The organism is Candidatus Omnitrophota bacterium (assembly GCA_028716565.1).
Classification (GTDB): Bacteria; Omnitrophota; Gorgyraeia; order Pluralincolimonadales; family Pluralincolimonadaceae; genus Pluralincolimonas.
In genome coordinates this window covers 46,223-71,534 of sequence record JAQUPL010000001.1, presented here as the reverse complement: position 1 = coordinate 71,534, position 25,312 = coordinate 46,223, and the positions used below count along the sequence as shown (strand labels likewise).

Here is a 25,312-nt window from a genome sequence, read left to right as displayed (position 1 = left end):
CTTTTCATTTGCCTCTCCTCTTGGTTTTTATCTTTTTAAGCTCCGATTCATTCATCGTAAAGCTGTGCTCTTCGGTCGGGAACTTGCCTATCTCAACTTCATCTTTATATCTCTTGAACGCATTCAGAAGTAACGGCCAAAGGTCGGCGTATTTCTTGACGAACTTCGGCGTGAAGCGGTCGAATAATCCTATCATATCGTTCGTGACGAGCGCCTGGCCGTCGCAATACGCGCCCGCGCCTATCCCTATAGCGGGAACCTCAAGTTTTTCCGTTATCAATTTCGCGAGCTTGTCCGGGACGCACTCGAGGATCATCGCGAAGCAGCCGGCTTTTTCCAGCGCAAGCGCGGAATCCAGGAGTTTTTGCGCGCTCGCGGCATCCTTGCCCTGTACCTTGAACCCGCCGAGTTGCGTAGCGGTCTGAGGCGTTAGTCCTATGTGTCCCAGGACCGGAATTCCTGCCTTTACCAATGCTTTTACGACACCCGTCATCTCGGTGCCGCCCTCGATCTTTACGGCACCGCAGCCGCCCTCTTTTATGAACCTGCCTGCATTTCTTACGGTCTCTTTCTCGCCTATGTTATATGTCATAAAAGGCATATCGCCTATCATAAGCCCGTATCTGACGCCGCGCTTTACGGCTTTGGCGTGATGGATCATCTCATCCATAGTTATGGGGACGGTCGACTCATACCCCAGCACGGTCATCGCCAGCGAATCGCCTATAAGTATGATATCAACGCCCGCTTCGTCGATGAGCCGCCCGGACGGGTAATCATAGGCGGTAAGCAGCGTTATCTTCCTGCCTTCCTGTTTCTTCTTCTGGATATCCGGTATGGTTATCTTCTTCCGCTCCATTGCCGTCACCTTCCCTCTTTCATGAGCGATTTTACGATATTGACCGCCTCGATCGCGTCGCGCGCGTAGGCTGAGGCGCCTATTTCTTTGGCGAACGCCTCGGTCACTACCGCGCCGCCCACTATCGTCTTGAAATTAAGGCCCTTCTTCTTCAATTCCTTTATGACGCGCTCCATCTGTATCATTGTCGTCGTCATCAGGGAGCTCAAGCCGATTATATCGGCTTTGTTCTTTACCGCTTCTTTTATTATCGTATCGGCCGGCACGCCGCGGCCGAGATCGAATATCTTATAGCCGTGGTTTTCCAGGACCGATATGACGATATTCTTCCCGATATCATGTATATCGCCCTCGACGGTCGCGATCACGATAGTACCCTTATCTTCCTCTTCGCCGGGTTTTATCTCTTTCTTGAGCCGCCCGAACGCCCGCTGGACTGCCTCCGCCGATAATATCACTTGCGGGAGGAAATATTCCCTTTTGCCGAATTTCTCGCCGACTACCTCCAGGGCTGGGATAAGTATCTTGCTGTTTATCTCGAGTGGGGCGATGCCTTGGGAAAGCGCCTCTTCGACATACGAGGTGATATTTTCCTTGTCGCCGTAGAGGACCGCTTCTTTAAGCCGCGTCTTCACGTCTTTATGCTCGCCCGGCTTTACTTCCAGCTTTTTCCTCGAAACCTCTTCGATAGGGCTGAGCGCGGCCTTCAGGAATTTCTTTATACCGGCTTCGTCCGCAGCGCGCCTCTTCTTTTGTTTCGCGACCCAGAACATATTGTCGTCGCTCGGGTTTATTATCGCGAGATCAAGGCCGGATGCGAGCGCCAGCGAGAAAAAATCCGCGTTTATCTTCCTCCTGTTCGGCAGCCCGAACGACACATTGCTTACGCCTAACGAGGAGGAGAATCCTTTCTTCTTCAGTTCCTTGATCGCTTTGAGCGTCTCCTTCACCTGCTTAGGCTCAGCCGATATGGCCAGCGTGAGCGGGTCTACGATTATATCTTCTTTTTGTATGCCGAGCGCTAGCGCCTTATTTATGACGCTTGTTGCGATCTTAACGCGGGCTTTCGAATCCTTCGGAATACCGCACTTATCCAGGGTCAGGACGAGTATCGCCGCCCCGTATTTCTTCGCGAGCGGCAGGATGAAATTTATCTTATCCTTCTCGCCGTTGACCGAATTGATCAGCGGCTTTCCGGAGACTTCCTTCAGCGCCGCTTCGACGGCCGCGGGATTCGCGCTGTCTATAGACACCGGCGCTTCGCTGACCGCCTGGACAGCCTCTATGGCCGGGACGATCGTCTCCTGCTCGCGCGTCCCCGGCACACCGACATTAATATCCAGGATGTCCGCGCCTTTTTTGGTCTCCTCTATCGCCTCGCGCCTGATAGTGACGGACTTGCCGGCCTTTATCTCCTCCTGGAGGTTTTTCTTCCCGGTCGGGTTGATGCGCTCGCCTATGATCAACGGGCGCGTCTTCGCGTTAAGCTCCACGACCTTTGTCCTCGAGGATAGCCTGAACGCGGGGGAATACTTCCTCTTTGCCGGCCTCCTGTTTTTTAAGATCTTTTTCAGTTCATTTATATGCTCCGGAGTGGTACCACAGCATCCGCCGATCAGGTTCACGCCCAATCCGGCGAACTCCGCGGCGTATCTCGCGAAGGACTTCGGGCTTTCGGGAAAATATGTCTTGCCTGCGCGTAATTCCGGAAGACCCGCGTTCGGAAGGCATGAGATGGATCTATCGGTATATAAGATGATCTCTTTAACTACTTTTATCAATTCCTTCGGGCCGGTAGAACAGTTCGTTCCGATGATATCCGCGCCGAGAGACCGGAACAAGACCGCGAACGCCGACGGCGGAGTTCCGTATGTGCTGCGCTCGCCGCCCTCAAACGTCATCTGCGCCTGTATGGGGATCCGGCCGCCTGCCTGGCGGGCCGCGACGAATGCAGCCTTCAGCTCCTTTATATCGGCGAAGGTCTCCAATATTATCAGGTCGCATCCGCCTTCCTTAAGGGCCCGTATCTGGTCCTCGAATATCTTTACCGCTTCGTCAAAAGATAGGTCGCCCAGCGGCGTTAACTGCCTGTCGAGAGGCCCGACAGAGCCCGCGACATATGCCTTACCTGCGGCCGCGGACCTCGCGATGCGCGCCGCCTCGTAATTTATCCTGTCTGCCTCTTTCTCAAGCCCGTATGCCGCGAGTTTTAATTTGCTGCCGCCGAAAGAGTTCGTTTCGATGATATCGGCACCGGCTTTTATGTAATCAAGATGGATGGCCCTTATGATATCGGGCTCCAGGAGATTCAATTCCTCGGGGCAGGCCCCGGCCTTCAGCGCCCCTGTCTCCTGTAAGACAGTGCCCAGCGCGCCGTCGTATATCAGTATCTCATTTTTTAAGCGGGCCGATATTTTTTTCATATACCTTTCTTATGGGCCTTTGGCCTTTCTTTATAAGGCCGATGCATGCCGTGACAGATTTCTCCGGGACCATGATGCAGCTCTTTACCGCCTTTACTCCGATCTTGTCCGACCTCATGACTTTTAATATTTTAGGCTGGTCGAATATCGTCCAGTCCCCGTATCCCGGGCTGAACCGCGCCGTTGCCGCGCAACCCTCGGCCTTGGCTTTCGCCTTTATCACATTGTCTATAAGCTCGGCGAGCGCCTCGACGGCTTCCGAGCCGGCCGCGTCCAGGACCGTCGCGCGCGCTATCTCGCCTTTGGTCACGTATCCGTTCACCGCATCGGTGAGATCTTTACCGATCGTGCATACAAAGAGCGCCGCCTTGCCGGCTCCCTTAAGCCGTTTCGCCAGGCCGCTGCTTTTTATGGTAAGGTTCATTGAAGTGAACCTTACCACTTCGCGGCTCACCGCGACATCAAATATCCCGTAGGCAGCCTTCGGCTCCGCGAGCGAATGGCCCTCCTCGATCACGCAGGAGATGAACGCGAATATCTTCTTGTCCGCCTTTGTCTTATATTTAGCGAATTTGAGGCGCGAGAGGACGAGGTCCGCCGGTATCTTTATAGGGATATTCTTCAGAAAGACGATCTTTATCTCCTAAAGGCCCGCGGCATCCAGGATGCGGGGGACGAGCCTGTTCCAGCCCAACGACATTATATGGACGCCCTGCGCCAGGCCTTTCAACTCTTTTATGGTGCGCGCCGCTATCTCAACGGCCTTATCCTGCTTATCGGCGGCGCCTTCGACTTCATTTATCAGGCTGTCAGGTATAAATATCCCGGCGACGTTCTTGTTCATGAACCTCGCCATGTCAGGAGATTTAATAAGTATGATGCCCGCGATTATACAGGTATTATATTGTTTTACCTTATCGATGAATTTCGCGAATGCCTTAACGTCATAGACGCCCTGCGTCTGGAAGAACTCGGCGCCCGCCTTTAACTTCTTCTCGAATTTTATCAGTTCCGGCTCAACCGGGTCCGCGCCCGGGTTTACGACCGCGCCGATGCAGAATTTCGGGGCACCCTTAAGTTCCTTCCCGGAAAGGTCCTTCCCGCTCTCGAGCTTCTTTAAGGTCTCGATCAGCTGGACCGAGTCGAGGTCGAAGACAGGCTTCGCTTCCGGATGGTCGCCGCGCGACGGGTGGTCGCCGGTCAGCACCAGGATATTCTCTATGCCCAGGACGGCCGCGGACAAAGCGTCGGACTGCAGCGCTATCCTGTTCCTGTCGCGGCAGGTCAGCTGGTATACAGGCTCCACGCCTTCTTCTTTCAAAAGCCGGCTGACGGCGAGCGAGCCGAGCCTCATCACCGCGCTCTGCGAATCGGTCACGTTGACCGCGTCGACCCTGCCCTTAAGAAGGCGCGCCTCCTCGAGGATAGTTTTGACGTCGGTCCCTTTAGGCGGGCCTATCTCGCTCGTTATCATGAACTTCTTATTTTTAATTTTTTCTTTTAAGGTCATCTATGTCCTTTTCTTTACAGCATCGACCACGACCTTGCGCGGTTTTATCGATTTAGAGTGGTCCTTCGGGGGATGGATCTTTTTCATCTTGTCCAGTTCCCCGAGCTCCTTGAGGCGGTTATATATCAACAGCCAGCCGCAGTCGATATCCGGGCTCACTTCGCATTTGCCGTCCTTGACTCCGCCGCACGGCCCGTTCTGCAGCCCCTTGGGACAGAACGTATTCGGGCAGTAACCGCCGGTCATGAATAACGTGCAGTCGCCGCAGAGCGAACACACCTCTGCGAAATGTCCGGCCCTTTCGGCCTCGCCCAAAAATAACGTATCGGTGGCCGGGACCACCTTCTTGCCGGTCCCGTGGAATATCGTGAAACATCCGTCGCCGCAGCTCATCGAAAGTATGACATCGGCCTTGTCGAGCGCCGCTTTATTGTCGCGCGCCCGTTTCCTGACCTCGAGCAGGTGGCAAGGCGGGTCCCATATCTCTATGGCCGTGATATTCTTGCCGTGACCCTTGAGGAGCTCTTCCATTTTCTTTACCTCATCCTCCCCGCCGGTCTTGCAGACGGTCGCGCACTGGGCGCAGCCGGCTATGAAGACGTTCTTAACGCCTTCGAGGTATTTGAGTATCTCATCTATGGGTTTCTGTTTCGTGATTATCATCTTTTCACCTGCTCCTTAAAGAGCGCCATACAATTGCACATCGACATTATCACGGTGAGCGGCCCGACCCCTCCGGGGACGGGGGTTATGAACCCCGCGCGCTTCTTCGCTGTATCGAATTCCACATCGCCGACTATCCTGCCGCCTACTTTGGTTATGCCGACATCGACCACGATGGCGCCCTTCTTTATCCATCCGCCTTTTACGAGGTTCGGTTTTCCGACCGCGACAACCAGCACCTCGGCGCGCGATATATGGTCCTTAAGGTCCCCTCGCGCGGCCGTGCCGATGTGGCAGACAGTCACGGTAGCCAGCTTATCCAACAAAGACATCGCTATGGGTTTACCGACCAATTCGCCATGCCCCACAACAACCGCTTCCCTGCCGAAGAGGCTTATCCCGGTCGACCTTATTATCTCCATCACCGCCGACGCCGTGGGGTTGACCCTCTCGACGTTCTTGGACGGATCTATATAGAATATCGTCTGTTTGAGGTTTATCGTCTTCGGCAGAGGCAGGCCGAGCATTACGGCGGTCGTCGCCTTATCCCTGTTCAATTTCTTTATCGCGCGGATAAGCTCGTCCTGCGAGACCGAAGCGCCTAAACAGACCTTCCTGTATTTTATGCCGAGTTCCCTGGCCAGTTTCTCCTGTGAATTTATGTAGATGGTCGCCGGCTTGTGCACGCCCACCTGTATGACCGAGAGCATGGGCGTCCTGCCGTATTTTTTCTTTATGGCACCCACCTCGCGCTTCAGCTGCGCTTTTAATTTAGAGGCGAGCTCTTTTCCGTCCAGTATCTTGGCCGTCATCTGACGATCCACCTCTTCTTTTTCTGCTTTATCAGGTTCCCCGACGCCTTGGCCGCCGCCCGCAAAAATAATTCCGCGGCGGTTATATCCCCCTTCAGGTTCTTATTCCCTATCTTCTTTAGCCTCATGCATATCTTCACGCCTTGCCCGGAAAGTTTCGATATCTCTGCCGCGCAATCCGAGGCCTTTTGCATCGAGGCCTTGCTCCTGGTCCTCGCGTATTCGTTATATCTCCTGGCGTCCCTTTCTATACAGGCGCCCAATTTATTCCTTAACGCCTCGGCCTTTTTTGCCATAGACCTGGCTTCATTATCGTATCTTTTATATTTCTTTTTTCCGATCGTAAAATTCGCGACTTTTATTATGAGCGCGGCCCCGAGGGCGCCGGTTAAAGCCGCTCCCGCGCCGCCGCCGGGTGAGGGCTTCCTCTCTCCCAGTTCTTTTACAAAAAGATCGATCCTGTTCTTCGCGCTTATCTTCATCTTTAGAATAACCCCGTTATATTGCCGTCGTTATCCACGTCGACCCGCTCGGCAAGCGGGACCTTCGGCATCCCGGGCATCAGGTTCATCTCGCCGGTCAACGCGACCAGGAAACCCGCGCCTGCCGAGACCTTCACCTCTTTGACCTTGAGCCGCCATCCCGCCGGGGCGCCCTTCACCTTCGGGTCGTCGGTAAACGACAGGTGCGTCCTGGCCATATTCACCGGAAGCTCATCGTAGTTATTTTCGGTGAGGAAATTTATATCATCTTCTGATGTCCCGACGTATACCACGCCCTCGGCGCCGTATACCTCGGTGGCGATCTTCTCTATCTTCTCTTTTATCGAAAGCTCCGGGTCGTAAAGCGGCTTGAATTTCGAGGGATGCTCCTGCATGGTCGCGATGACTGCCTGCGCGAGTTTCTCGCCGCCCTCCCCGCCCTTGGCGACCACCTCCGCTATCTCGGCGAGGACCCCCTTGCTCCTGCAAAATTCCTTTACCCTGTTCAATTCGTTCTCCGGATCCCCCGGGAACCTGTTTATCGCCACGACCGGCCAGATCCCGAATTTCTTTACGTTCTCGATGTGCCGTTCGAGGTTCGGCAGGCCTTTATTAAGCGCTTCCTGGTCTTCCTTCTCGAGGTCAGTATCAGCCGCGCCGCCGTGGGACTTCAACGCCCTCGCGCTCGCGACCACTACCGCGCAGTCGGGCTTGAATTTTCCCTGCCTCGTAACCACATCGCAAAATTTCTCGAATCCCAGGTCGGTGCCGAAGCCGGTCTCGACTATCGCGTAATCGGCGAGTTTGAGAGCCATCTGCGTAGCTAAGATACTGTTCGTTCCGTGGGCGATGTTACCGAACGGCCCCATGTGCACGAATGCCGGCTGGCCCTCGAGCGTCTGCGCCATATTGGGCTTTATCGCGTCCTTTAATATGGCGGCCATCGCGCCGACGACCTTCATCTCGGACGCGGTGACAGGCCTGCCCTTATTCGTAAAACCGATTATTATCTTCCCGAGCCTCTCTTTTAGGTCTTTGTAGCCCGTAGTGAGCGCCAGGCACGCCATTATCTCCGAGGCGGCCGTGATATCAAAGCCCTCGCGCCTCTTTACCGCGCCTTCGGCAATGCCGACCTGTACCTCGCGCAAACTCCTGTCGCAAAGGTCTATCGTCCTGCGCCAGATTATCCTTTTCGGGTCAAGCTTTAATTCATTCCCCTTCGCCAAGTGGTTATCTATGATGGCGCTCAAAAGATTGTGCGCCGCGGTTACCGCGTGTATATCGCCCGTGAAATGGAGATTTATATCCTCCATCGGCAGGACCTGCGCGTATCCTCCGCCGCAGCCGCCGCCCTTAAGCCCTAATGCCGGTCCCAGCGACGGTTCGCGAAGGCATAGAATGACGCGTTTCTTCAGGCGTCCCAGCGCCTGGGTAAGGCCTATCGAAATGCATGTCTTGCCTTCGCCGTACTTAGTCGGGGTCATTGCCGTGACCAGGATAAGTTTCCCGTCAGGGCGTTGCTTCAGCCTCTGCAGTACGGCGAGCGTGATCTTGGCCTTGAAATTGCCGTAAAGCTCGAGCTCGTCGGCGTTTAAGCCGGCTTTTGTCGCAACCCCAACGATCTGCTTGGGATGCGTGAGCCTCGCGATCTCTGATGTGGAATGCGGTTTTTTAGCGAACATGGTGAATCTTTATTATAGGCAAACAAACGATTTGCGTCAAGGCATATTACTTTATCAAGAACGCGGTTTGGCCGGAGAATTTGGCCTTGACCCAGATGACGGCGGAGTCGCCTTCAATGGCGCAGCGGTAGTCGAGGCCTTCTTTGAGCGGTTTGCCGTTCATCGTGACCGAGACCGGGTTATTGCCCCAGTTCTTTATGATGAATACGGGATTTACGACGACGGAAGAGATGATCTTAGGATACATAGTGAACTGGCAGGCGCGGTTAAGCTTGTCCGTCTCAAATACGAGCGCGCGCTGGTAATAGTCGTTCCCGATGAATTTCGCGTTCTCGTCTATCATGCTGATGTCGCCGGGATAAAGCCAGGACGAAGTCCTGTCGCGGGCATCCTGGTCGTCCCAAGGCTTGCTCATACCCACAAGCATCGCCCACGTCGTCGGGCCCTTGACTTTGGGATGGCCGGCGATCGGCAATAGCGATATATGGCCCGGCTCGCGCAGGTACCTGCCGAACGTCTTGTCTGGTTCTTCATAAGGCATTTTGCTTATCGGCCAGTGCGAGAATACACCGAAATCACCTTCGTATTCCTTCTGGCCCCGCATCTCAAACGCCCAATCCTCGCCGTAATGCCCCCACCAGTTCTTGAACGGCTCGGGGAAAGTCTTTTTATACGCCTCCTCGCCCTGCGCGAATACCTCGAATACGGCAGGCCTGTCCTTGAGGTTCACGCGGCATATCGCTTCGGGCCAGTTCCTGGTCTCATCGTCCCTCTTCGCCGGCGTCCTTTTCTTGGAGAGGTCCCACAGGTAATCGACCTTCTTCCCGTCAAGATTGAATATCGAGACGGCTTTTTTGTCTATGATCTCGGACGGCTTTACGCCGCCGCGCTTTATGACGGTCAACTCCGATATTTCGTTCCAATCGGTCTCGTATTTCGAAGTGGTGACCGGCGTATATGTGACTTTCCTCACCCCGGTCCCGTCCGGGTAAAAACAGTACCACTCGTCCGCATAAGGCTTTTCGACCGGGTCCATGCTCCACCACTTGTATTCGGGGTCCGCCAACACATAACGCCAATGGACTATGACGCGCGCCTTGTTCGACTCTACGATATCCGCCTTGGTCCAACGCAGCAGCCGGTCGCCCATAGGCTCATCGCAGCCCTCGGTCGCGCCGCCCCATATCTCGCAGAATTCATAATATGCCGCGCATTTGTCGTCGATATGCCACCAGGGTATATATTCCGCCTCGCTCCAGAAGACGAATTTGGCCTTATCGTAAAACGGAAATTCCCTGTCGAAGGTGACGACGACCGCGTCCCCGGAGAATCCCGAAAAAGTGTAATCGCGCCTCGTAGCCTTAAACCCAGTATCCTTGTCGGACCTGTCATCGGACGGCGTAAGCATTACCATAGGTTTCATAAAGACCGCTTTCGAGGTAAAATCGCCGTTGCTTTTCACATACGGATAGAAATAGAACGGTTTCCCGTCCCAATCGGGAAGCGTCGAGAACTCCAGCCACCCCTCCCTCTTCTCCCCGTCGATCTTCCTCTCGTATTTGTAATAAAAATGAAGGCATTTCGCCTTCTCGTCCTCGAGTATCCGGAAGGCCTTCGCCTCGAAGCCGAACGACTCGTTATTCAGGACCGCTTCGAAACGCGGGTTCCACTGGGCGCCCTGCTGCGTGAAATCCTGCCCGTCTTTTATCGCGAAGACCCTCACCGTCTTGTTGCCGTCCTCGTCTTCCCGCCTCTCTATGCCGACGAAATTTGACGGGTCGGGTCTGCCGCCGTTGTCCTTGAACAACATCATCCCGCAGATGCCCTTCCCGGTCTTTATCTCGGTCTGCGCGTCAAAATTGCCGCCGAACTTGCTGGGATTATAGGCGCCGAACGCGCCTGCCTTATCGAGGGATAGGATGATCCCCTCGTCGTTTTCCGAGACGAGCCCGCCGGACGTAGCCGGTCCGAAATAATACGGCACCCAGCCCTTCTCTTCTTCGGATAAGCAAAGGCCTTGCGTAACAAGCAGGATTAAGGCGAGGAAGGTTATGGTCTTATTCCTGTTCAGCATTTCTCCCCTCCCGCCTCGCGCAGGCGTAATTGCCCGCAGGCGGCGTCGATGTCGGCGCCCCTCTGCGCCCTTATGGTCGAGTTTATCCCGCCTTTCTCCAATATCTCCTGGAAATTTCCGACATCCTTATTAGATGGCGTGGCAAATTTAAAATCAGGGACCGCATTGAACGGGATAAGGTTCACTTTGCAGTTAAGCGCCTTTAGCAGCCTGACAAGATTTTGCGCGTCGGTAGGCGAAGAGTTGACATCCTTGATAAGGATATATTCGAAAGTGATTATCCTCCCCTTACCTTTTGTGTATTCGCGGCAAACTTCCATCAGTTCGGAGAGGGGATACTTTTTGTTTATTGGCATGAGCCTTGACCGTTTTATGTCATCGGCGGCGTGCAGCGAGACTGAAAGCTCGAACTGTTCTTTCTCCTGCATATACCGTTTCATCCCGGGGATGTATCCGGCAGTCGAGACGGTTATCTTCCTCGCGCCGATGCCAAGCCCCAGGGGGGAATTCATTATCCCGACGGCCTTGATAACGTTATCGTAATTAACGAGCGGCTCGCCGGTGCCCATCATTACCACATTGGTTATGCGCCTGGCCCCCGCAGTGCCCTTGGACCCCACAGGGACCTTAGCCGCTCCGATATCATCCTGTATGGCTAGCGCCTGGTCGAGTATCTCCCCGCAGCGCAGGTCCCTCTTGAACCCGAGCAACCCGCTAGCGCAGAAATAACAGCCGAAGGCGCACCCCGCCTGCGATGAGAGGCATACCGTGTGCCTGCCTGTTCGATCTTTGGCCGGGATATAAACGCTCTCAATCTCCTCGCCGTCATTTAATTTGAAGAGGTATTTCCGGGTGCCATCGGATTTTGAGACCTGTTTTTTTATTGTCTCCGAGCCGGTAATGAAGAATTTATTGGTGAGATAATCGCGGAGTTTGGCGGGAAGGTCAGTCATGACGCCGAATGACCTGGCCCCTTTTTTGTATATCCATTCGAAGATCTGCTCCGCCCTATACGGAGGCTCATTGAGGCTGCGGATACGCGCCTTGAGTTCATCGAGGGAGAGGTCTTTTATGTCCTCTTTTTTTTCGGGCATATGTCTTTTATTCGACCTTGAACGACCTGTTAGCGGCGGCTGCGTTCCCGTTCCCGTCGTTTACGATGAGATAAAGCCTGTAGAGCCCTTTGGCGGCGGGAGCGGTCATCCTGAATCTTGCGCCGACGTTCTCGAACTTCACCGGCACCTCCTTGTTGACATAATACTGCAGTATCCCTTCTTGCGCCGTCGATACGACGAAGGAGTAATCGAGTGGATTGCTGTCGGAGTCGGCTGCCTCGGCCGTGATACCTATAGTCTCCCCGGGAGCGATATTTTTTGTCTTGCCCAATTTCAACGTTGTTATCCGCGGAGGGAGATTTAGCGGCCTGCCTCCGGTATATATTTTGTATAATTCCCAGAAGGAGGCCTTCTTCAGCAACTTTTGGTTTATATTCCACCACGTAAGCGACTCCTGCGAAGTCTCCCCGAGGTGGAACGCGAAGCCTCCGATATCATATCCCTTGAAGTTCATTATCTCGCGCGTCATATTCCTGTATATGGCCGCTTTCGCCTGGTCGGGTTCCTCCAGCGAGGCGCCGTTCTGGTCCTTCTTGACGTCCCACGGCCCGTGCGGCCCGTATTCGGTAACGCAATACGGCATTTCCAACCCGGATTTGTCCCATTTGGCGTGCGACATCCTTACGCTGCCGTATATATTCATGCCGAATATATCGAGGCTTGGGGCGTATTGCTGTATATACGGTAACGCGGTCGTATCGGCCGAGGTATAGATGACCGGATGGTTGGGGTCGAGCTTATGGACCATCTGCACCGTTTCCTCGAGGAATTTCGCCAATGCTACGCGTTCTTCCTCGTCCTTAGTGAAAAAGATCGCCTCGTTGCCTATGTTCCACATCAACAGCGCCGGATGGCCCTTGAATTTATTTACGTAACCTGTTATCTCCTGCGTCTTATTCTGTTTATACACGTTATCGCCGATATAAGTATATTCCGTGCCTTTCTTGGCGTAATTAAGCCATATCCCGGCGTCGACCATAAGGCCGTACTTAAGCGCGGTATCGAAATATTCCTGCGTGCCCTGGTCGGTGCCCCAGGTGCGTACGGCATTGGCGCCCAGTTCCTGCGCCATTTTAAGGTAATCGGCGCCGCCCGCGCCGGTCATCCTTCCGACCCCGGCGCCTTTGATATAGAACGGCTTGCCGTTGACCTCGAGCACCCAGCTTCCTTTTTGACCTGTGATTTTGACAATGCTTCCTTGTTGTATTTCTTGCGAAAAAACGGGGGGAAAAACGAGCGTAATAAAAAAACACGAAATCAGAGTTAAGGCAATCGGGTGAGCGAAGAGCCGGTTTATGACGCAGCCCGCCATAGATTTGTTTCGAGTAATAAAGTAAGGCCGAGCGAACCGATTGCCTAACTCAGATGCCGCGTATCGTTTACGCATTGTATTATCCCCTTTCCGTTAAAATATGAAATTTTGCTGATGCCGCAATTATCCACCCTTATCCTCTGGAAGATACGGTCGAAATCAGCGTCGAACGTCTTCGCCAGATGGGCGGCTATCACGCCCCAGTGCGTCACGACGCAGACATTCGCCGCGGCGTCTTTTCCCAATATCGAACCGAAGGCGCGGTCTACCCTCTTCCTGAACTTCGGCACACCCTCCCAGCCCGGGATACCCGCCTTCGAAGGGTCCTTAAGCCAGACCGCGTATGACCTGGGATAAAGTTTTTTTACCTCGTCTATCGTCTTACCCTGCCAGACGCCAAGGATTATCTCCTGCATATCGGGTTCGAATTTTATCTTGGCCCCTGTCCGGCGCGCGATTATCCGCGCGGTCTGGACGCAACGCTTAAGGGTGCTGGAATAGATGATCCCGATCTTTTCTTTCTTGAGCCGTTTACCGGCGGCCTCGGCCTGGCGTTTTCCTGCGCCGCTAAGCCCCGGGTCCTTCCTTCCCTGGACCCTGTCCTCTTTATTCCAGACCGATTCGCCGTGCCTCAATATGAATAAGTTCATTTTATAAGGGTAAAACTCCGCCTGTGGATCGGCGACGGGCCGAACCTCCTTATCGCGATGAAATGCAAACGCGTCCCGTAGCCCTTGTGCCTGGCGAACCCGTATTCGGGGTATAAGGCATCGTAATAAGTCATTATAAAATCCCTCGTGACCTTAGCGACGATAGAAGCGCAGGCAATAGAGATGGAACGCGATTCTCCGCCTATTAATGTCGTCTTTGGGTGGGGTAATTCCGGTTGGATGTTGCCGTCTATAAGGAGGTGGTCAGGCCTTATGCCGAGGTCGTAGACCGCCAACTCCATGGCGTGGAGGCTCGCCCGCAGGATATTTATCCTGTCTATATCTTTTTCGCCTACGATGCCGATCCCGATATCCGCTTTCCTGAGTATCTCCTCGTAGGCCCTCTCGCGCGCAAACCTTGAGAGGACCTTGGAATCGGCTATCCTGTTCTTGAACCTGAGATCCCTTAATATTACCGCGGCGGCGACGACCGGGCCGGCCAGCGGACCTCGCCCTGCCTCATCTATCCCCGCGACCTGTTTTTTGCCTTGCCTGCTTAATTTACGCTCATGATACAACATCAGCCTTTTTGCCGACATTTTTACGCATGTAATAGAGCTTTGCCCTTTTCGGCTTCGAGGATTTTACCACCTCGACCTTATCGACCGAAGGCGAATGGAGCGGGAAAGTCCTCTCCACGCCCTCGCCGTAAGAGACGCGGCGGACCGTGAAACTCGACGAGATGCCGCTTCCTCTCTTTTTTATAACGACACCCTCAAAGGCCTGGAGGCGGAACTTATCCTCCTCCCTGATCTTTACCATGACCTTTACCGTATCCCCGACCTTGAACGCCGGTATCTCTTTCTTAAGGTAATCCTTTTCCGCTGCAGCGCATTTATTCATCACTTCTTCTCCTTAGTTATCCCGCTGAGGCGGGATTTCGCCCCGCCGATGCGGAGGCTCAATTTTTTATACATATCAGGACGCCGCGATCTCGTCCTCTTCATTGCCATCTCTCTTCTCCATTCATCTATCTTATTATGGTCGCCGGACAAAAGCACTTCCGGCACCTTAAGGCCCCTGAACTCTGCCGGTCTTGTGTACTGCGGGTATTCCAGGAGGCCGGACGCGAACGACTCAAATTCTAGCGAATCCTTATCCCCGACTACGCCGGGCACGAGCCTTACCAGGCTGTCGACCAGCGCCATAGCGGGTATCTCCCCGCCGGTCAGGACGAAATCCCCGAGCGATATCTCATCGGTAACGAGCTTCTTCCGGAAGCGCTCGTCGATGCCCTCATAATGTCCGCAGACTATTATGATATGCTTATACCCGGACATTTTACCGGCAACCTGCTGGTCCAGCCTCTTTCCCTGGGGCGTCATTAAAACGACCCTTGCTGATCTCGTCTTTAAATCCCTAACCGAGTCAAAGAGCGGTTGCGGTTTTATGACCATTCCCGGCCCGCCGCCGAACGGCTTGTCGTCGACTTTCTTATGCTTGTCGTCGGTCCAGTCGCGCAGGTTATGCACCCGTATATCCGCTTTCCCGCTTTTCCGCGCGCGCTTTATTATCGATTCCTCGAGCACGCCCTCGAACATCTTCGGGAAGAGCGTAAGAATATCTATCCGCATCAAATTAGATTATGCCGGATTTCCTGAATATGTTCGATACGGCCGGAGAAGGCTTCGCGCCGAGCTTTATCCAGTGCAGTATTCTCTCCTTCTTGAGGTTGCCGAATGCCGGCTTCTTCGTTGGATCATAATAGCCGAGCTCTTCGATCGCCTTCATATCGCGGCCCTTGTGGCCATCTATGACGATTATCCTCTGATGCGGCATCTTCTTTGTCCCCAGCCTCTTCAACCTGATCACTGCTGCCATTGATTACTCCTCCCTTTCTCTGTGTATATTCGCTCCCAATTGCGACAGTTTATTCTCTATCCTATCATAACCCCTATCCAAATGGTAGACCCTTGAGACGTCGGTCCTGCCTCTCGCGGCCATGCCGGCCAATACAAGCGCGGCCGAGGCGCGCAGATCCGACGCCATCACCGGGGCGCCGCTCAGCTGTTTTATTCCCTTTACGATAGCCGAGTCGCCCTCGAGTTTTATCTGCGCTCCCATCCTTGCCAGCTCGCTCACATGCATATACCTGTCGGGATATATCTTCTCTGTTATGACGCTTATCCCGTTTATTGTAGTCATTAGTGCCATCATCTGCGCCTGCAGGTCGGTCGGGAACCCGGGATAAGCCAGGGTCGTTATATCGACCGGCCTCAACTGCCTCTGGACCCGGACGCGTATATCTTTTCCGTGGCGCGTTATCGTGACGCCTGAATCCTGTAATTTATCCACCAGCGCGCCGAGATGGTCGAACCTCGCCCCTTTTACGGTGATATCGCCCCCGGTGATCGCGGCCGCGACCATGAAAGTGCCGGCCTCTATCCTGTCGGGTATCACCTCGGCCTCGGCCCCGCCCAACCTCTTTACACCCTCTATCTCGATAAAATGCGTCCCGGCCCCTCTTATCTTCGCGCCCATCTTATTCAGGAAATCCGCGAGGTCTACGACTTCCGGCTCGCAGGCCGCGTTCTCTATAACGGTCCTGCCCTTAGCCAGAGTCGCGGCCATCATGACGTTATCGGTCGCCAGGACCGACGAGCCGAACGCCCCGCCTAAATATACATGCGCCCCTTTAAGCTGCTTCGTCTCGCCCACGACGTAACCATGCTCTATCTTCAGGTCCGCGCCGAGCGCCCTTATGCCTTTAAGGTGGAGGTCCACCGGACGGTTCCCGATGGCGCAGCCTCCCGGATACGATACCTGGGCCTTCCTGTGCTTCGCGAGGATCGGCCCGAGGACGCAGAATGAGGCGCGCATCTCCTTGACGTATTTATACGGCGCTATATAATTTTTATATCCCCTGGGTTCTATCACCAACCGCCCGGGCTCCACCTGCACTTTCACGCCCAGGTTGCGCAGGATCTTTATCATGGTGTTTACGTCGCGCAAGGGAGGGACACGTTTTAATACGCACTTCTCATCGGTAAGGAGCGTGGCTGCCATTATCGGCAGCGCCGAATTCTTCGCCCCGCTTACCTCGACCGTCCCCCTTAATCTCGTCGGGCCTTCAATTACTATCTTATCCATCAACGCCTCTTAGCGAAAACTATCCTGTCTATATCGTTATAATCTTTCAATATCTCGACATCGGCATATGATCCCGAGGACGCGAGAAGACCGTTTATCTCCCGCGCCTGGCCGTATCCTATCTCCAGCGCAAGATACCCGCCGCGGTTCAACCTCTTTGCGGCGTCAGGGATTATCCTTTTATAAAACTCCAGGCCTTTCAACCCGCCGTCCAGGGCGATCCTCGGCTCGCTCCTCACCTCCGGAGGCAGGGAACCGTAATCCTCGCTCGGTATATAGGGCGGGTTCGAGATGACCAGGTCGAACTTCCTCCTGCCGGGAATGCGCTCAAACAGGTCGGATAGGACGAATTCTATCCTGTCGCCTACGCCGTTTGCCGCGGCGTTCTCCCTGCCGACTTCCAGGGCCTCTTCGGAAACGTCGGAGGCTACTATTTTACAGGACGGGCTCAGTTTTGTCAAACTGACGGCTATTGCCCCTGAACCGGTCCCGAGGTCTAGGATGGACGGTTCCGTGATGCCTTCCCTCTCCATAAGCGCCAGGACCCTCTCGACGAGTATCTCCGTCTCGGGCCTCGGTATGAGGACGGACGGGTTGACGTCGAAATCGAAACCCATGAACTCCGCCTCGCCGGTGATGTATTGGACCGGGATACCGCGGGCGTATGAGTCCAGCGCCTCATGGAAGAGTTTTATGTTCTCCTCGTCCGCCTCGTAATCGCCTGTATATAATTGCGCGCGGTCGCAATTGAACGCCCAGCACGCAAGCTGTTCTAGTGAATCCATATTTATTTTGCCTCCTTGAGCTTGAGGTCTTTCTCCTGCTTTAAAAGCGCCATTATGACCTCCTCGAGGTCGCCTTCAAGGACGTTCTCGAGATTATGGACAGTAAAACCTATCCTGTGATCGGTGATGCGCCTGTCCGGGTAATTATAAGTCCGTATCTTCTCGCTTCGTTCTCCCGTGCCTATCTGCGTCTTGCGCTCATTGGCTATCTTCTGCTGCTGCTCGGTCACCGCCTTATCCATTATCCTCGCGCGCAGGACCTTCATCGCCTTATTCTTATTCTTCAACTGGGAACGCTCGTCTTGGCATTGGACCACTATCCCGGTAGGGATGTGTGTGATCCTGACAGCCGAGTCCGCGGTATTTACGGATTGGCCTCCGGCGCCTGACGACCTGAATACATCCACCTTAAGGTCTTTCGCGTCGATCTTTATGTCCACGTCCTCGGCCTCCGGGAGCACCGCTACCGAGACAGTCGAGGTATGTATCCTGCCCGACGCTTCAGTGGCCGGGACCCTCTGCACCCTGTGGACGCCCGACTCGAATTTCATCTTCCGGTATACGCCGTTGCCGTCCACACCGAAGACGACTTCCTTGAACCCGCCGGCTTCTGATAAGCTCGAATTCAGCAACTCGACCTTCCAGTCCTGGCTCGCGGCGTACCTGGAATACATCCTGAAGAGGTCGGCGGCGAAAAGCGACGCCTCTTGTCCTCCGGTGCCTGCGCGGATCTCGACGATTATATTCTTATCCGCATCCGGGTCGTTCTCGAGGAGCATCTCCTCGACTTCTCTCTCGAGGCCCGGCCTTATTTTCCTGAGGCCGGATAATTCCTCTTTTGCCATCTCGGCGAATTCCGCGTCGGAAGACTTCTTCTCCAGAAGGTCCTCGAGCTCGCCGATCTCCGAATCTATTTTCTTGTACTCCCTGTACTTGGAGACTATGCGCCTGAGCGAAGCTAATTCCTTCGTATACCGCTGGTAGGCGGACGAATCCGCTATCACCTTCGGATCGGTGATCAGCTTCTCGAGCTCCTCATAGCGCCTGACCCTGGTCTCCAAAGCCTCAAACATCCTGTATAAGCCCTTTTACTTCTTGTTGTATTTCTTCTTGAATTTCTCGACCCTGCCCGCGACATCCATCAGCTTTGTAAGGCCGGTAAAGAACGGATGGCATTTCGAGCAGATCTCGACCTTTATGTTCGGTTTGGTAGAGCGCGTATGGATCACTTCTCCGCACGCGCAGGTGATCGTCGCGGCTTCATACTTCGGATGGATCTTGTCTTTCATTCCGGTTTCTCCTTTTTGTTATTTTGCCTGCATATTCAACAGAAATTCGGCGTTCGTCTTGGTCTTGCCTAACCTGTCTACGAGCAGCTCCATAGCCTCGTCCGAATTCATCTCGTTGAGGACCTTCCTCATTATCCAAATGCGCTTGAGCTCATCCTCCTTGAAAAGCAGGTCCTCTTTCCTCGTGTTGGAACGCTTGATGTCTATGGCCGGGTAGATCCTCTTCTGGAACATGTTCCTGTCGAGCTGTAATTCCATGTTGCCCGTGCCCTTGAACTCCTCGAAGATGACCTCGTCCATGCGGCTGCCCGTATCTACGAGCGCGGTCGCGATGATCGTAAGCGACCCGCCCTCCTCTACGGCGCGGGCGGCGCCGAAGAACCTCTTCGGCTTGTGCAGCGCGCTCGAATCGACCCCACCCGACAATATCTTTCCGCTATGCGGGGCTACCGTGTTATAGGCGCGCGCGAGGCGCGTTATCGAGTCGAGGAGGACAACGACATCCCTCTTGTTCTCGACAAGCCTCTTCGCCTTTTCGAGTACTATCTCGGCGACCTGAATGTGCCTCTCGGCCGGCTCATCGAAAGTCGAACTCACGACCTCGCCCTTGACCGAACGCTGCATATCGGTGACCTCTTCGGGCCGCTCGTCGATCAACAGCACTATAAGGACGACCTCCGGATAGTTCTTCATGATGGAGTTCGCGATCTTTTGAAGCAGTATCGTCTTGCCGCTGTACGGCTGCGCGACGATGAGGCCCCTCTGGCCTTTTCCGATCGGGGTCAAAAGGTCCATGATCCTCATCGAGATCTCTTCAGTGTCGGTCTCCAGGACATACCTTTCGTTGGCGTAGAGCGGCGTCAGGTTATCAAATAAAGTGCGTTCTTTCATCGATTCAGGATGCTCCATGTTCACGACTTCCACCTTGAGCAGCGCGAAATAACGTTCGCCCTCTTTCGGCGGGCGTATCTGTCCGCTGACAGTGTCGCCGGTGCGCAGGTCGAACCTCCTTATCTGGCTCGGCGATACATAGATGTCGTCCGGCGAAGGCAGGTAATTATAGTTCGACGAACGCAGGAAGCCGAACCCGTCCGGGAGTATCTCGAGGACGCCCTCGCCGAACATAAAGCCTTCCTTCTCGGCCTGCGCCTGGAGTATCTTGAAGATGAGATCCTGCTTCTTCAAGCCGCTTATCGAATTTACGTTGAGGTCCTTAGCGGCCTTCGTAAGCTCCTGGATCGTCATCTTCTTGAGCTTCGTTATGTTAAAGCCCGCGCCGGACGGCTCCTTTGCCTCGGCCGTCTCTTTACCCGCCTGTTTCCCGTTTGGTTCTTCGTTATTAGTCTTCATTCCATTCCTCCTCTTCCATAAACACCTTGAATGTTCCTCCCTCTTTTTGTGCCAACGCTAAAGCCTCCACGGCGCATCCCAGCAGTTCATCACCCGAGAAAGCGAAAGAGAAATAATGCGCTATCCCGATCGAAGCCGAGATCTTCAGCCTGTCCGAGGCGAAATCGTGGTTCTTCAAAGACTCTATTATCTTTGACGCCTTCTCCTTCGCTTCCTTCAGGGTGATCCCGCGAAAGAGCAGAAGGAATTCGTCCCCGCCGAACCTGGCGAGAAGGTCGTCCTCCCTGATCGTACGGTGCAGGATCTTAGCCGTAGCCGACAGCACCTCATTGCCGGTGTTCCTGCCGTACCACCGGTTGACCCTCTCTAAATTATCTATATCGACCAAAAGAAGCGCGATAGACGGAAGTATCCTCTTGTTCTTCGATCCCGATATCTCATTGTTAAGGACATCGAGGACATCCTCTATCCTATGAGGACAGCTTACGCTCCCACCAGCTTCTTCCATATGGCCCTTGACTGTTTCGCCGTAGAGATAATGCTCCCGCCGTTATCGATCACGAAATCGGCGGCCTTTACCTTATCCCTTAGCGGCATCTGCGCCTTTATGCGCCGCATAACGTCGGACCTGCTGATCCCGAATTTCCCGCACGACCTTTTTAATTGGGCGCCGCGCGGCGCGGTCACCACTATCAGTTTGTCTATATGCTTCCGGCCCCCGCTTTCCAGCAAAAGAGGCACATCGACTATGACGATCGATGACGGGTCCGACCTTTTTATCTTCGCGATCCTTCCGCGTATCTCCTTATAGACGAGAGGATGGATAATTCCGCTCAACTTTTTAAGCTTCCGGCTGTCGGAAAATACAATACGCCCCAAAGCCTTCCTGTCGATAAAATGGTCGCGCTTCAGGATTGTTTCCCCAAAAGCGGAAACAATCCTCTTCCACGCGGGCCTTCCCGGATAAATAAGCCGGTGGGAGATCTCGTCAGCGTCGATCACCACGGCCCCCATCCTCCTGAACATCCCCGAGACAGTCGTCTTACCCGTGCCTATGCTTCCCGTTACCCCGATTATGATCATCATCACACCAGTTTCTTGTATACTTCAAGATATTTTTCCGCGGATCTATCCCACGAGAAATCGCATTTCATCGCGTTCGAGACGAGTTTCGCCCACAAGCCCTTCTGCTTATGGAGGGATATCGCCCTCTTTATGGCATCTAAAAGCTCCCACGCGTCATATGCATCGAAAACAAATCCGTTGCCGCGCGTCGTCCCGGGGTCGTATTCGGTTATCGTATCTGCAAGGCCGCCTGTCCTCCGGACGACCGGGACGGTACCGTACCTGAGCGATATCATCTGGCTGAGGCCGCACGGCTCATATCTCGACGGCACCAGGAATATATCCGCGCCGGCGTATATCTTCTTCGCCAGGATCTCGTCGAATTTAAGGTTTATCGACGCCTTGCGGGGAAACTTCTTTTTTATTTCCTCGAACAGCCTGTGATACTTCTCCTCGCCGGTGCCCAGCAAAAGGAATTGGACGTCGTGGTCCAGGAGCGGGCCGATTATCCTGGCGATAAGGTCAAGGCCTTTCTGGTCGGCAAGCCTTGATATCATCCCGATAAGGGGCACGTCCTGCCTTTCGTCCAGGCCAGCTTCCTTTTGGAGCAGGGCTTTATTCTTATATTTTCCTTCTGATTTCGACGGCGAAAAATGGTATTTAAGCTCTTTATCTTTCAAAGGGTTCCACTCATCGTAATCGATGCCGTTCAGGATCCCGGAAAGGTCCTTCTTCCTCTCCGATAGCAGCCCGTTGAGGCCCCATCCGAATTCGGCCGTCTGTATCTCCTTCGCGTAGGTCGGAGAGACCGTCGTTATCGCGTCGGTGAAGACGAGCCCGCCTTTCAGGATATTCACTTTGTCGTAAAATTCGAGCCTGTTCATCGTGAAATATTCCCAACCGAGGCCGGTCCTCGGCAATTCCTGCTTCGGGAATACCCCCTGGTATCCCAGGTTATGGATCGTAAGCACGGTCTTCATCTTTTGGTAAAACTTATCTTTTTTGCCGTATATCTCCTTTAAATAGACCGGGATCAAGGCCGTCTGCCAGTCGTTGCAATGGATCACGTCAGGCTTGAAATCCAAGTCCTTCAACTGCTCGATCACGCTCCTCGAGAAGAACGAGAACCTATCCAGATTGTCGGCATAGTCGCCCTTCTTATCCGCGTAGAGATTATCCCTCATAAAAAATTTGTCGTTCTTCACGAAATAGACCGGCACCTTATCGGCCAGCATCGCCTCGTTGCCGAAGGCCCTTACGCACCTGTAACGCGGCGTTATCACCCTGACCTCCACCCCGGCCTTGTCCAGGGCCACGGGAAGGCTCCCCGCCACATCGGCTAGGCCGCCGGTCTTGGAGAAAGGGTCTACCTCGCTTGACGCGAAGAGCACTTTTAATTTGTTGACCTTAGGCATCAGGCCGCCTCCAGCCAGTTCTTGCCGGATTTCACCTGGACCCTGACCGGGACGGTGAGCTTTACGACCTCCTCCATCCTGGTCTTGACTATCTTCTTCATCTCTTCTACCTCGTCGCCGGGAACCTCGAAGACCAGCTCGTCGTGCACCTGAAGTATCATCTTTGAGGTGAGTTTCTTTTCCTTCAAAATATTATGTATGTTTATCATCGCTATTTTTATGAGATCGGCCGCCGAACCCTGTATCGGGGCGTTTATGGCCGCCCTCTCGGCGAATTGCCTTACGGAATTGTTCTGGCTGTTTATCTCTGGCAGGTATCTCCTGCGGTTCAATATGGTCGTCACGTAGCCGTTCTCCCTAGCCTCGTTCACGAGGTCATCGAGGAACGTCTTTACCCGTCCGTATTTTTCGAAATAGGCGTCTATGAACTCCTTCGCCTTCGAGACCTCGATCTTCAATTCCCTGGAAAGGCCGAACGGGCTCATGCCGTAGATGATCCCGAAGTTGACCGTCTTGGCTATCGATCGCATCTCCGGGGTGATTTCGCTTTCCTTGACGCCGAATATGAGCGAGGCCGTATGGGTGTGGATGTCGCGGCCATTATCGAATGCCTCGAGGAGCTCCTTGTCCTGTGAAAAATGCGCGAGTATCCTCAGCTCTATTTGGGAATAATCGGCCGACACGATCACCCATCCCTTCGTCCCCGGGACAAACGCGCGCCTTATCTGCCTTCCCGCCTCGGTCTTTATCGGTATGTTCTGGAAATTCGGGTCTGACGAACTCAGCCTTCCTGTCGCAGTGACAGTCTGGTTGAACGAAGTATGCACCCGGCCCGTCCTCGGGTTTACGAGCTGGGGCAGGGCGTCCACATACGTCGATTTCAATTTCGAGATCTCCCTGTATTTCAGCAGCAGCGCCGGCAGGGCATGGACCGCCGAAAGCGCCTCGAGGACCTCGACATCGGTCGAATGCCCGGTCTTGGTCTTTTTGACGACAGGGAGCTTCATCCTCACAAATAGTATCTCGGATAATTGTTTCGGAGAATTAATATTGAATTCCGTCCCTGCGATCTCATAGATCTCGGCCGTCGTCTTCTCGAGCTGCTTCTCCATCTCTTTCGACATCTTAGCCAGGTAATCGACGTCTATCGCGACGCCGGTCAGCTCCATCGCTGCGAGGCAACCGAGCAGCGGCATCTCGACTTCGTGGAAAAGCTTGTACAGGTTCTTCTCTTCGAGCTGGGCTTCGAGGACGTTCTTTAACCTGAAGGCCGCATCCGAGTCCTGACAGCAATAATCCTTTATCTTTTCTATCTCCACTTCCTTCATCGTTATCTTCTTCTTGCCCTCGCCTATTAGGTCGGTTATCGGAGTTTTATTGAAATTAAGATATTCCAGTGTTATGTCCTCGAGGTTATGGTTCAATTTCGAGGGATTTAGCAAGTACGAAGCGACCATCGTATCGAAGACCGGCCCTTCCATATTGATGCCGTTCACCGCGAGCAGGAGCTGTTCGTATTTAATGTTTTGGCCTATTTTGAGTTTTCTCTTATCTTCCAAAACAAGCTTCAGTTCCCCGAACAATGCCGCCTTATCGAAACCGCCTTTCACGTCCCCTATAGGCACGTAATACGCGGCGCCTTCTTCCCAGCAGAAAGATATCCCGACCGGCTCGCATGAAAGAGGGTCGGTCCCTGTCGTCTCAAAATCCAGGGCGAACTCCTTCTGCCCGGCTAATTTCTTCACCAGGCCGTCAAGCGCGCCCTTGTCCTCTATGAGGCGGTACTTCCCGGTAAGCTGTTTCCCCGGGCCTGAAAGATCTTTGAGCAGGCGCTTGAACTCAAGCTCGTTGAACAGCTCGTAGAGCCTGGCGTTATCCGGGACCTTTACCTTAAGTTCGTCGAAATCTATCTTTACCGGGACATCCCTGTCCACGGTCGCGAGCTCCTTGCTTAATATCGCCTGGTCCCTGTATTCGGCCAGCTTTTTCCGCAGACTCTCGGATTTTATCCTATCCCCGGCCGAAAGGACCTTATCGAGGCTGCCGAAATCCTCCATAAGCTTCTTCGCGGTGACCTCGCCTATACCGGTTACGCCCGGTATATTGTCCGAGGAATCTCCCATGAGGGCGATCAGGTCAACTATCCCCTCCGGAGGGACGCCGTAGCGTTCTTTCACTTTATCTTTGTCGTAGATGAGCCCTTCCTTGTGGACGTTATACACTTTTATGCGCGGCCCGACGAGCTGGAGCATGTCCTTATCGCCGGTCACTATGTAGACCTCATATCCCTTCTCCGCCGCCTTTACCGCCAGCGTCGCCAGGACGTCGTCTGCCTCATAACCCTGCATCTCGAAGAGCGGGATATTATAACCCCTGACCACTTCTTTTATCAGCGGCATCTGGTCGACCAGCTCATCCGGCATCGGCTTCCTGTGGATCTTGTATTCCTCGAACTTCTTATGCCTGAACGTCGGCCCTTTGAGGTCGAATGCTATCGCCAGGTATCCGGGCTTCTCGTCCTCGATCAATTTCTTGATCATGGTTATGAACCCGTATATCGCGTTCGTCGGCTGGCCTTTTGAGTTCGTGAGGCTGCGGATAGCGTAGAATGCCCTATAGCAGAATGAATTACCGTCTATTAAGAAAAGACGATCTGGATTTTCCGTCATTAGTATA

Annotated in this window: 25 protein-coding genes; all 25 read right to left on the bottom strand. The window is 53.9% G+C overall.

From position 1 onward, the window contains the following. Positions 1-4: 4 nt before the first annotated feature. The 25 genes from panB to polA all read right to left on the bottom strand — a co-directional run bounded on the left by panB (position 5) and on the right by polA (position 25,305). Entirely contained in the window at positions 5-859 is an 855-nt protein-coding gene (gene panB / locus PHO67_00350; GenBank protein MDD5545603.1) for a 3-methyl-2-oxobutanoate hydroxymethyltransferase, read from the bottom strand. A gap of 5 nt (positions 860-864) precedes the next feature. Next, positions 865-3,282 carry a homocysteine S-methyltransferase family protein gene (locus PHO67_00345; protein MDD5545602.1) on the bottom strand — a complete coding sequence of 806 codons (2,418 nt, stop codon included), beginning with the start codon at positions 3,280-3,282 and terminating at the stop codon, positions 865-867. After that, entirely contained in the window at positions 3,251-3,799 is a 549-nt protein-coding gene (locus PHO67_00340) for a hypothetical protein (protein ID MDD5545601.1), read from the bottom strand. Before PHO67_00340 ends, PHO67_00345 begins: the two co-directional genes overlap by 32 nt. Before the next feature lie 126 nt (positions 3,800-3,925). Beyond that, the gene (locus tag PHO67_00335; GenBank protein MDD5545600.1) at positions 3,926-4,792 is read right to left on the bottom strand and encodes a methylenetetrahydrofolate reductase; all 867 of its coding nucleotides are present in this window, start codon (positions 4,790-4,792) and stop codon (positions 3,926-3,928) included. Continuing rightward, positions 4,793-5,455 (bottom strand): methylenetetrahydrofolate reductase C-terminal domain-containing protein, encoded by a 663-nt coding sequence (locus PHO67_00330; protein ID MDD5545599.1) that lies wholly within the window; start codon positions 5,453-5,455, stop codon positions 4,793-4,795. It lies immediately after the preceding gene. Next, on the bottom strand, positions 5,452-6,267 hold the full coding sequence (locus PHO67_00325; GenBank protein MDD5545598.1) for a bifunctional 5,10-methylenetetrahydrofolate dehydrogenase/5,10-methenyltetrahydrofolate cyclohydrolase: 816 nt from the start codon (positions 6,265-6,267) through the stop codon (positions 5,452-5,454). Before PHO67_00325 ends, PHO67_00330 begins: the two co-directional genes overlap by 4 nt. Beyond that, positions 6,264-6,749, bottom strand: a complete 486-nt coding sequence (locus tag PHO67_00320) for a cyclodeaminase/cyclohydrolase family protein (protein ID MDD5545597.1) — start codon at positions 6,747-6,749, stop codon at positions 6,264-6,266. Before PHO67_00320 ends, PHO67_00325 begins: the two co-directional genes overlap by 4 nt. Positions 6,750-6,751: 2 nt before the next feature. Further along, on the bottom strand, positions 6,752-8,431 hold the full coding sequence (locus tag PHO67_00315) for a formate--tetrahydrofolate ligase (protein ID MDD5545596.1): 1,680 nt from the start codon (positions 8,429-8,431) through the stop codon (positions 6,752-6,754). 46 nt (positions 8,432-8,477) lie between these two features. Beyond that, positions 8,478-10,505 carry a hypothetical protein gene (locus tag PHO67_00310; protein ID MDD5545595.1) on the bottom strand — a complete coding sequence of 676 codons (2,028 nt, stop codon included), beginning with the start codon at positions 10,503-10,505 and terminating at the stop codon, positions 8,478-8,480. Next, entirely contained in the window at positions 10,499-11,599 is a 1,101-nt protein-coding gene (rlmN, locus tag PHO67_00305) for a 23S rRNA (adenine(2503)-C(2))-methyltransferase RlmN (GenBank protein ID MDD5545594.1), read from the bottom strand. The genes PHO67_00310 and rlmN overlap by 7 nt, the downstream gene beginning before the upstream one ends. 7 nt (positions 11,600-11,606) lie before the next feature. Then, positions 11,607-12,779, bottom strand: coding sequence for a glycoside hydrolase family 2 TIM barrel-domain containing protein (locus tag PHO67_00300; GenBank protein ID MDD5545593.1), 1,173 nt, complete (start codon positions 12,777-12,779; stop codon positions 11,607-11,609). Positions 12,780-12,976: 197 nt separating this feature from the next. Then, positions 12,977-13,582 carry a histidine phosphatase family protein gene (locus tag PHO67_00295; protein MDD5545592.1) on the bottom strand — a complete coding sequence of 202 codons (606 nt, stop codon included), beginning with the start codon at positions 13,580-13,582 and terminating at the stop codon, positions 12,977-12,979. Beyond that, entirely contained in the window at positions 13,579-14,163 is a 585-nt protein-coding gene (locus PHO67_00290) for a ribonuclease HII (protein MDD5545591.1), read from the bottom strand. Before PHO67_00290 ends, PHO67_00295 begins: the two co-directional genes overlap by 4 nt. Beyond that, complete coding sequence (rplS, locus tag PHO67_00285) at positions 14,150-14,485, bottom strand: 50S ribosomal protein L19 (GenBank protein MDD5545590.1); 336 nt, start codon at positions 14,483-14,485, stop codon at positions 14,150-14,152. The genes PHO67_00290 and rplS overlap by 14 nt, the downstream gene beginning before the upstream one ends. Further along, positions 14,485-15,219 carry a tRNA (guanosine(37)-N1)-methyltransferase TrmD gene (gene trmD, locus PHO67_00280; GenBank protein MDD5545589.1) on the bottom strand — a complete coding sequence of 245 codons (735 nt, stop codon included), beginning with the start codon at positions 15,217-15,219 and terminating at the stop codon, positions 14,485-14,487. Before trmD ends, rplS begins: the two co-directional genes overlap by 1 nt. 1 nt (position 15,220) lies before the next feature. Beyond that, positions 15,221-15,463, bottom strand: a complete 243-nt coding sequence (gene rpsP, locus PHO67_00275; GenBank protein MDD5545588.1) for a 30S ribosomal protein S16 — start codon at positions 15,461-15,463, stop codon at positions 15,221-15,223. Positions 15,464-15,466: 3 nt separating this feature from the next. Then, positions 15,467-16,732, bottom strand: a complete 1,266-nt coding sequence (murA, locus tag PHO67_00270; GenBank protein MDD5545587.1) for a UDP-N-acetylglucosamine 1-carboxyvinyltransferase — start codon at positions 16,730-16,732, stop codon at positions 15,467-15,469. Next, positions 16,732-17,517: a peptide chain release factor N(5)-glutamine methyltransferase gene (prmC, locus tag PHO67_00265; protein MDD5545586.1), complete on the bottom strand. Its 786-nt coding sequence runs from the start codon at positions 17,515-17,517 to the stop codon at positions 16,732-16,734. The genes murA and prmC overlap by 1 nt, the downstream gene beginning before the upstream one ends. A gap of 2 nt (positions 17,518-17,519) precedes the next feature. Then, positions 17,520-18,590 carry a peptide chain release factor 1 gene (gene prfA, locus PHO67_00260; GenBank protein MDD5545585.1) on the bottom strand — a complete coding sequence of 357 codons (1,071 nt, stop codon included), beginning with the start codon at positions 18,588-18,590 and terminating at the stop codon, positions 17,520-17,522. A 15-nt stretch (positions 18,591-18,605) separates the two neighbouring features. Further along, positions 18,606-18,806, bottom strand: a complete 201-nt coding sequence (rpmE, locus tag PHO67_00255; GenBank protein ID MDD5545584.1) for a 50S ribosomal protein L31 — start codon at positions 18,804-18,806, stop codon at positions 18,606-18,608. Positions 18,807-18,824: 18 nt separating this feature from the next. Next, entirely contained in the window at positions 18,825-20,156 is a 1,332-nt protein-coding gene (gene rho, locus PHO67_00250; protein MDD5545583.1) for a transcription termination factor Rho, read from the bottom strand. Continuing rightward, positions 20,146-20,664: a GGDEF domain-containing protein gene (locus tag PHO67_00245; protein ID MDD5545582.1), complete on the bottom strand. Its 519-nt coding sequence runs from the start codon at positions 20,662-20,664 to the stop codon at positions 20,146-20,148. Before PHO67_00245 ends, rho begins: the two co-directional genes overlap by 11 nt. After that, positions 20,640-21,242 carry a dephospho-CoA kinase gene (gene coaE, locus PHO67_00240; protein ID MDD5545581.1) on the bottom strand — a complete coding sequence of 201 codons (603 nt, stop codon included), beginning with the start codon at positions 21,240-21,242 and terminating at the stop codon, positions 20,640-20,642. The genes PHO67_00245 and coaE overlap by 25 nt, the downstream gene beginning before the upstream one ends. Further along, positions 21,242-22,636 carry a glycogen synthase GlgA gene (glgA, locus tag PHO67_00235; protein MDD5545580.1) on the bottom strand — a complete coding sequence of 465 codons (1,395 nt, stop codon included), beginning with the start codon at positions 22,634-22,636 and terminating at the stop codon, positions 21,242-21,244. Before glgA ends, coaE begins: the two co-directional genes overlap by 1 nt. Then, positions 22,636-25,305: a DNA polymerase I gene (gene polA, locus PHO67_00230; protein MDD5545579.1), complete on the bottom strand. Its 2,670-nt coding sequence runs from the start codon at positions 25,303-25,305 to the stop codon at positions 22,636-22,638. The genes glgA and polA overlap by 1 nt, the downstream gene beginning before the upstream one ends. Between the last annotated feature and the right edge of the window lie 7 nt (positions 25,306-25,312).

Coding starts and splice junctions, on each gene's coding strand:
- panB (MDD5545603.1), bottom strand. CDS start 859: ATGGAGCGGAAGAAGATAACCATACCGGATATCCAGAAGAAGAAACAG.
- PHO67_00345 (MDD5545602.1), bottom strand. CDS start 3,282: ATGAAAAAAATATCGGCCCGCTTAAAAAATGAGATACTGATATACGAC.
- PHO67_00335 (MDD5545600.1), bottom strand. CDS start 4,792: ATGACCTTAAAAGAAAAAATTAAAAATAAGAAGTTCATGATAACGAGC.
- PHO67_00330 (MDD5545599.1), bottom strand. CDS start 5,455: ATGATAATCACGAAACAGAAACCCATAGATGAGATACTCAAATACCTC.
- PHO67_00325 (MDD5545598.1), bottom strand. CDS start 6,267: ATGACGGCCAAGATACTGGACGGAAAAGAGCTCGCCTCTAAATTAAAA.
- PHO67_00320 (MDD5545597.1), bottom strand. CDS start 6,749: ATGAAGATAAGCGCGAAGAACAGGATCGATCTTTTTGTAAAAGAACTG.
- PHO67_00315 (MDD5545596.1), bottom strand. CDS start 8,431: ATGTTCGCTAAAAAACCGCATTCCACATCAGAGATCGCGAGGCTCACG.
- PHO67_00310 (MDD5545595.1), bottom strand. CDS start 10,505: ATGCTGAACAGGAATAAGACCATAACCTTCCTCGCCTTAATCCTGCTT.
- rlmN (MDD5545594.1), bottom strand. CDS start 11,599: ATGCCCGAAAAAAAAGAGGACATAAAAGACCTCTCCCTCGATGAACTC.
- PHO67_00295 (MDD5545592.1), bottom strand. CDS start 13,582: ATGAACTTATTCATATTGAGGCACGGCGAATCGGTCTGGAATAAAGAG.
- PHO67_00290 (MDD5545591.1), bottom strand. CDS start 14,163: ATGTTGTATCATGAGCGTAAATTAAGCAGGCAAGGCAAAAAACAGGTC.
- rplS (MDD5545590.1), bottom strand. CDS start 14,485: ATGAATAAATGCGCTGCAGCGGAAAAGGATTACCTTAAGAAAGAGATA.
- rpsP (MDD5545588.1), bottom strand. CDS start 15,463: ATGGCAGCAGTGATCAGGTTGAAGAGGCTGGGGACAAAGAAGATGCCG.
- murA (MDD5545587.1), bottom strand. CDS start 16,732: ATGGATAAGATAGTAATTGAAGGCCCGACGAGATTAAGGGGGACGGTC.
- prmC (MDD5545586.1), bottom strand. CDS start 17,517: ATGGATTCACTAGAACAGCTTGCGTGCTGGGCGTTCAATTGCGACCGC.
- prfA (MDD5545585.1), bottom strand. CDS start 18,590: ATGTTTGAGGCTTTGGAGACCAGGGTCAGGCGCTATGAGGAGCTCGAG.
- rpmE (MDD5545584.1), bottom strand. CDS start 18,806: ATGAAAGACAAGATCCATCCGAAGTATGAAGCCGCGACGATCACCTGC.
- rho (MDD5545583.1), bottom strand. CDS start 20,156: ATGAAGACTAATAACGAAGAACCAAACGGGAAACAGGCGGGTAAAGAG.
- PHO67_00245 (MDD5545582.1), bottom strand. CDS start 20,664: ATGGAAGAAGCTGGTGGGAGCGTAAGCTGTCCTCATAGGATAGAGGAT.
- coaE (MDD5545581.1), bottom strand. CDS start 21,242: ATGATGATCATAATCGGGGTAACGGGAAGCATAGGCACGGGTAAGACG.
- glgA (MDD5545580.1), bottom strand. CDS start 22,636: ATGCCTAAGGTCAACAAATTAAAAGTGCTCTTCGCGTCAAGCGAGGTA.
- polA (MDD5545579.1), bottom strand. CDS start 25,305: ATGACGGAAAATCCAGATCGTCTTTTCTTAATAGACGGTAATTCATTC.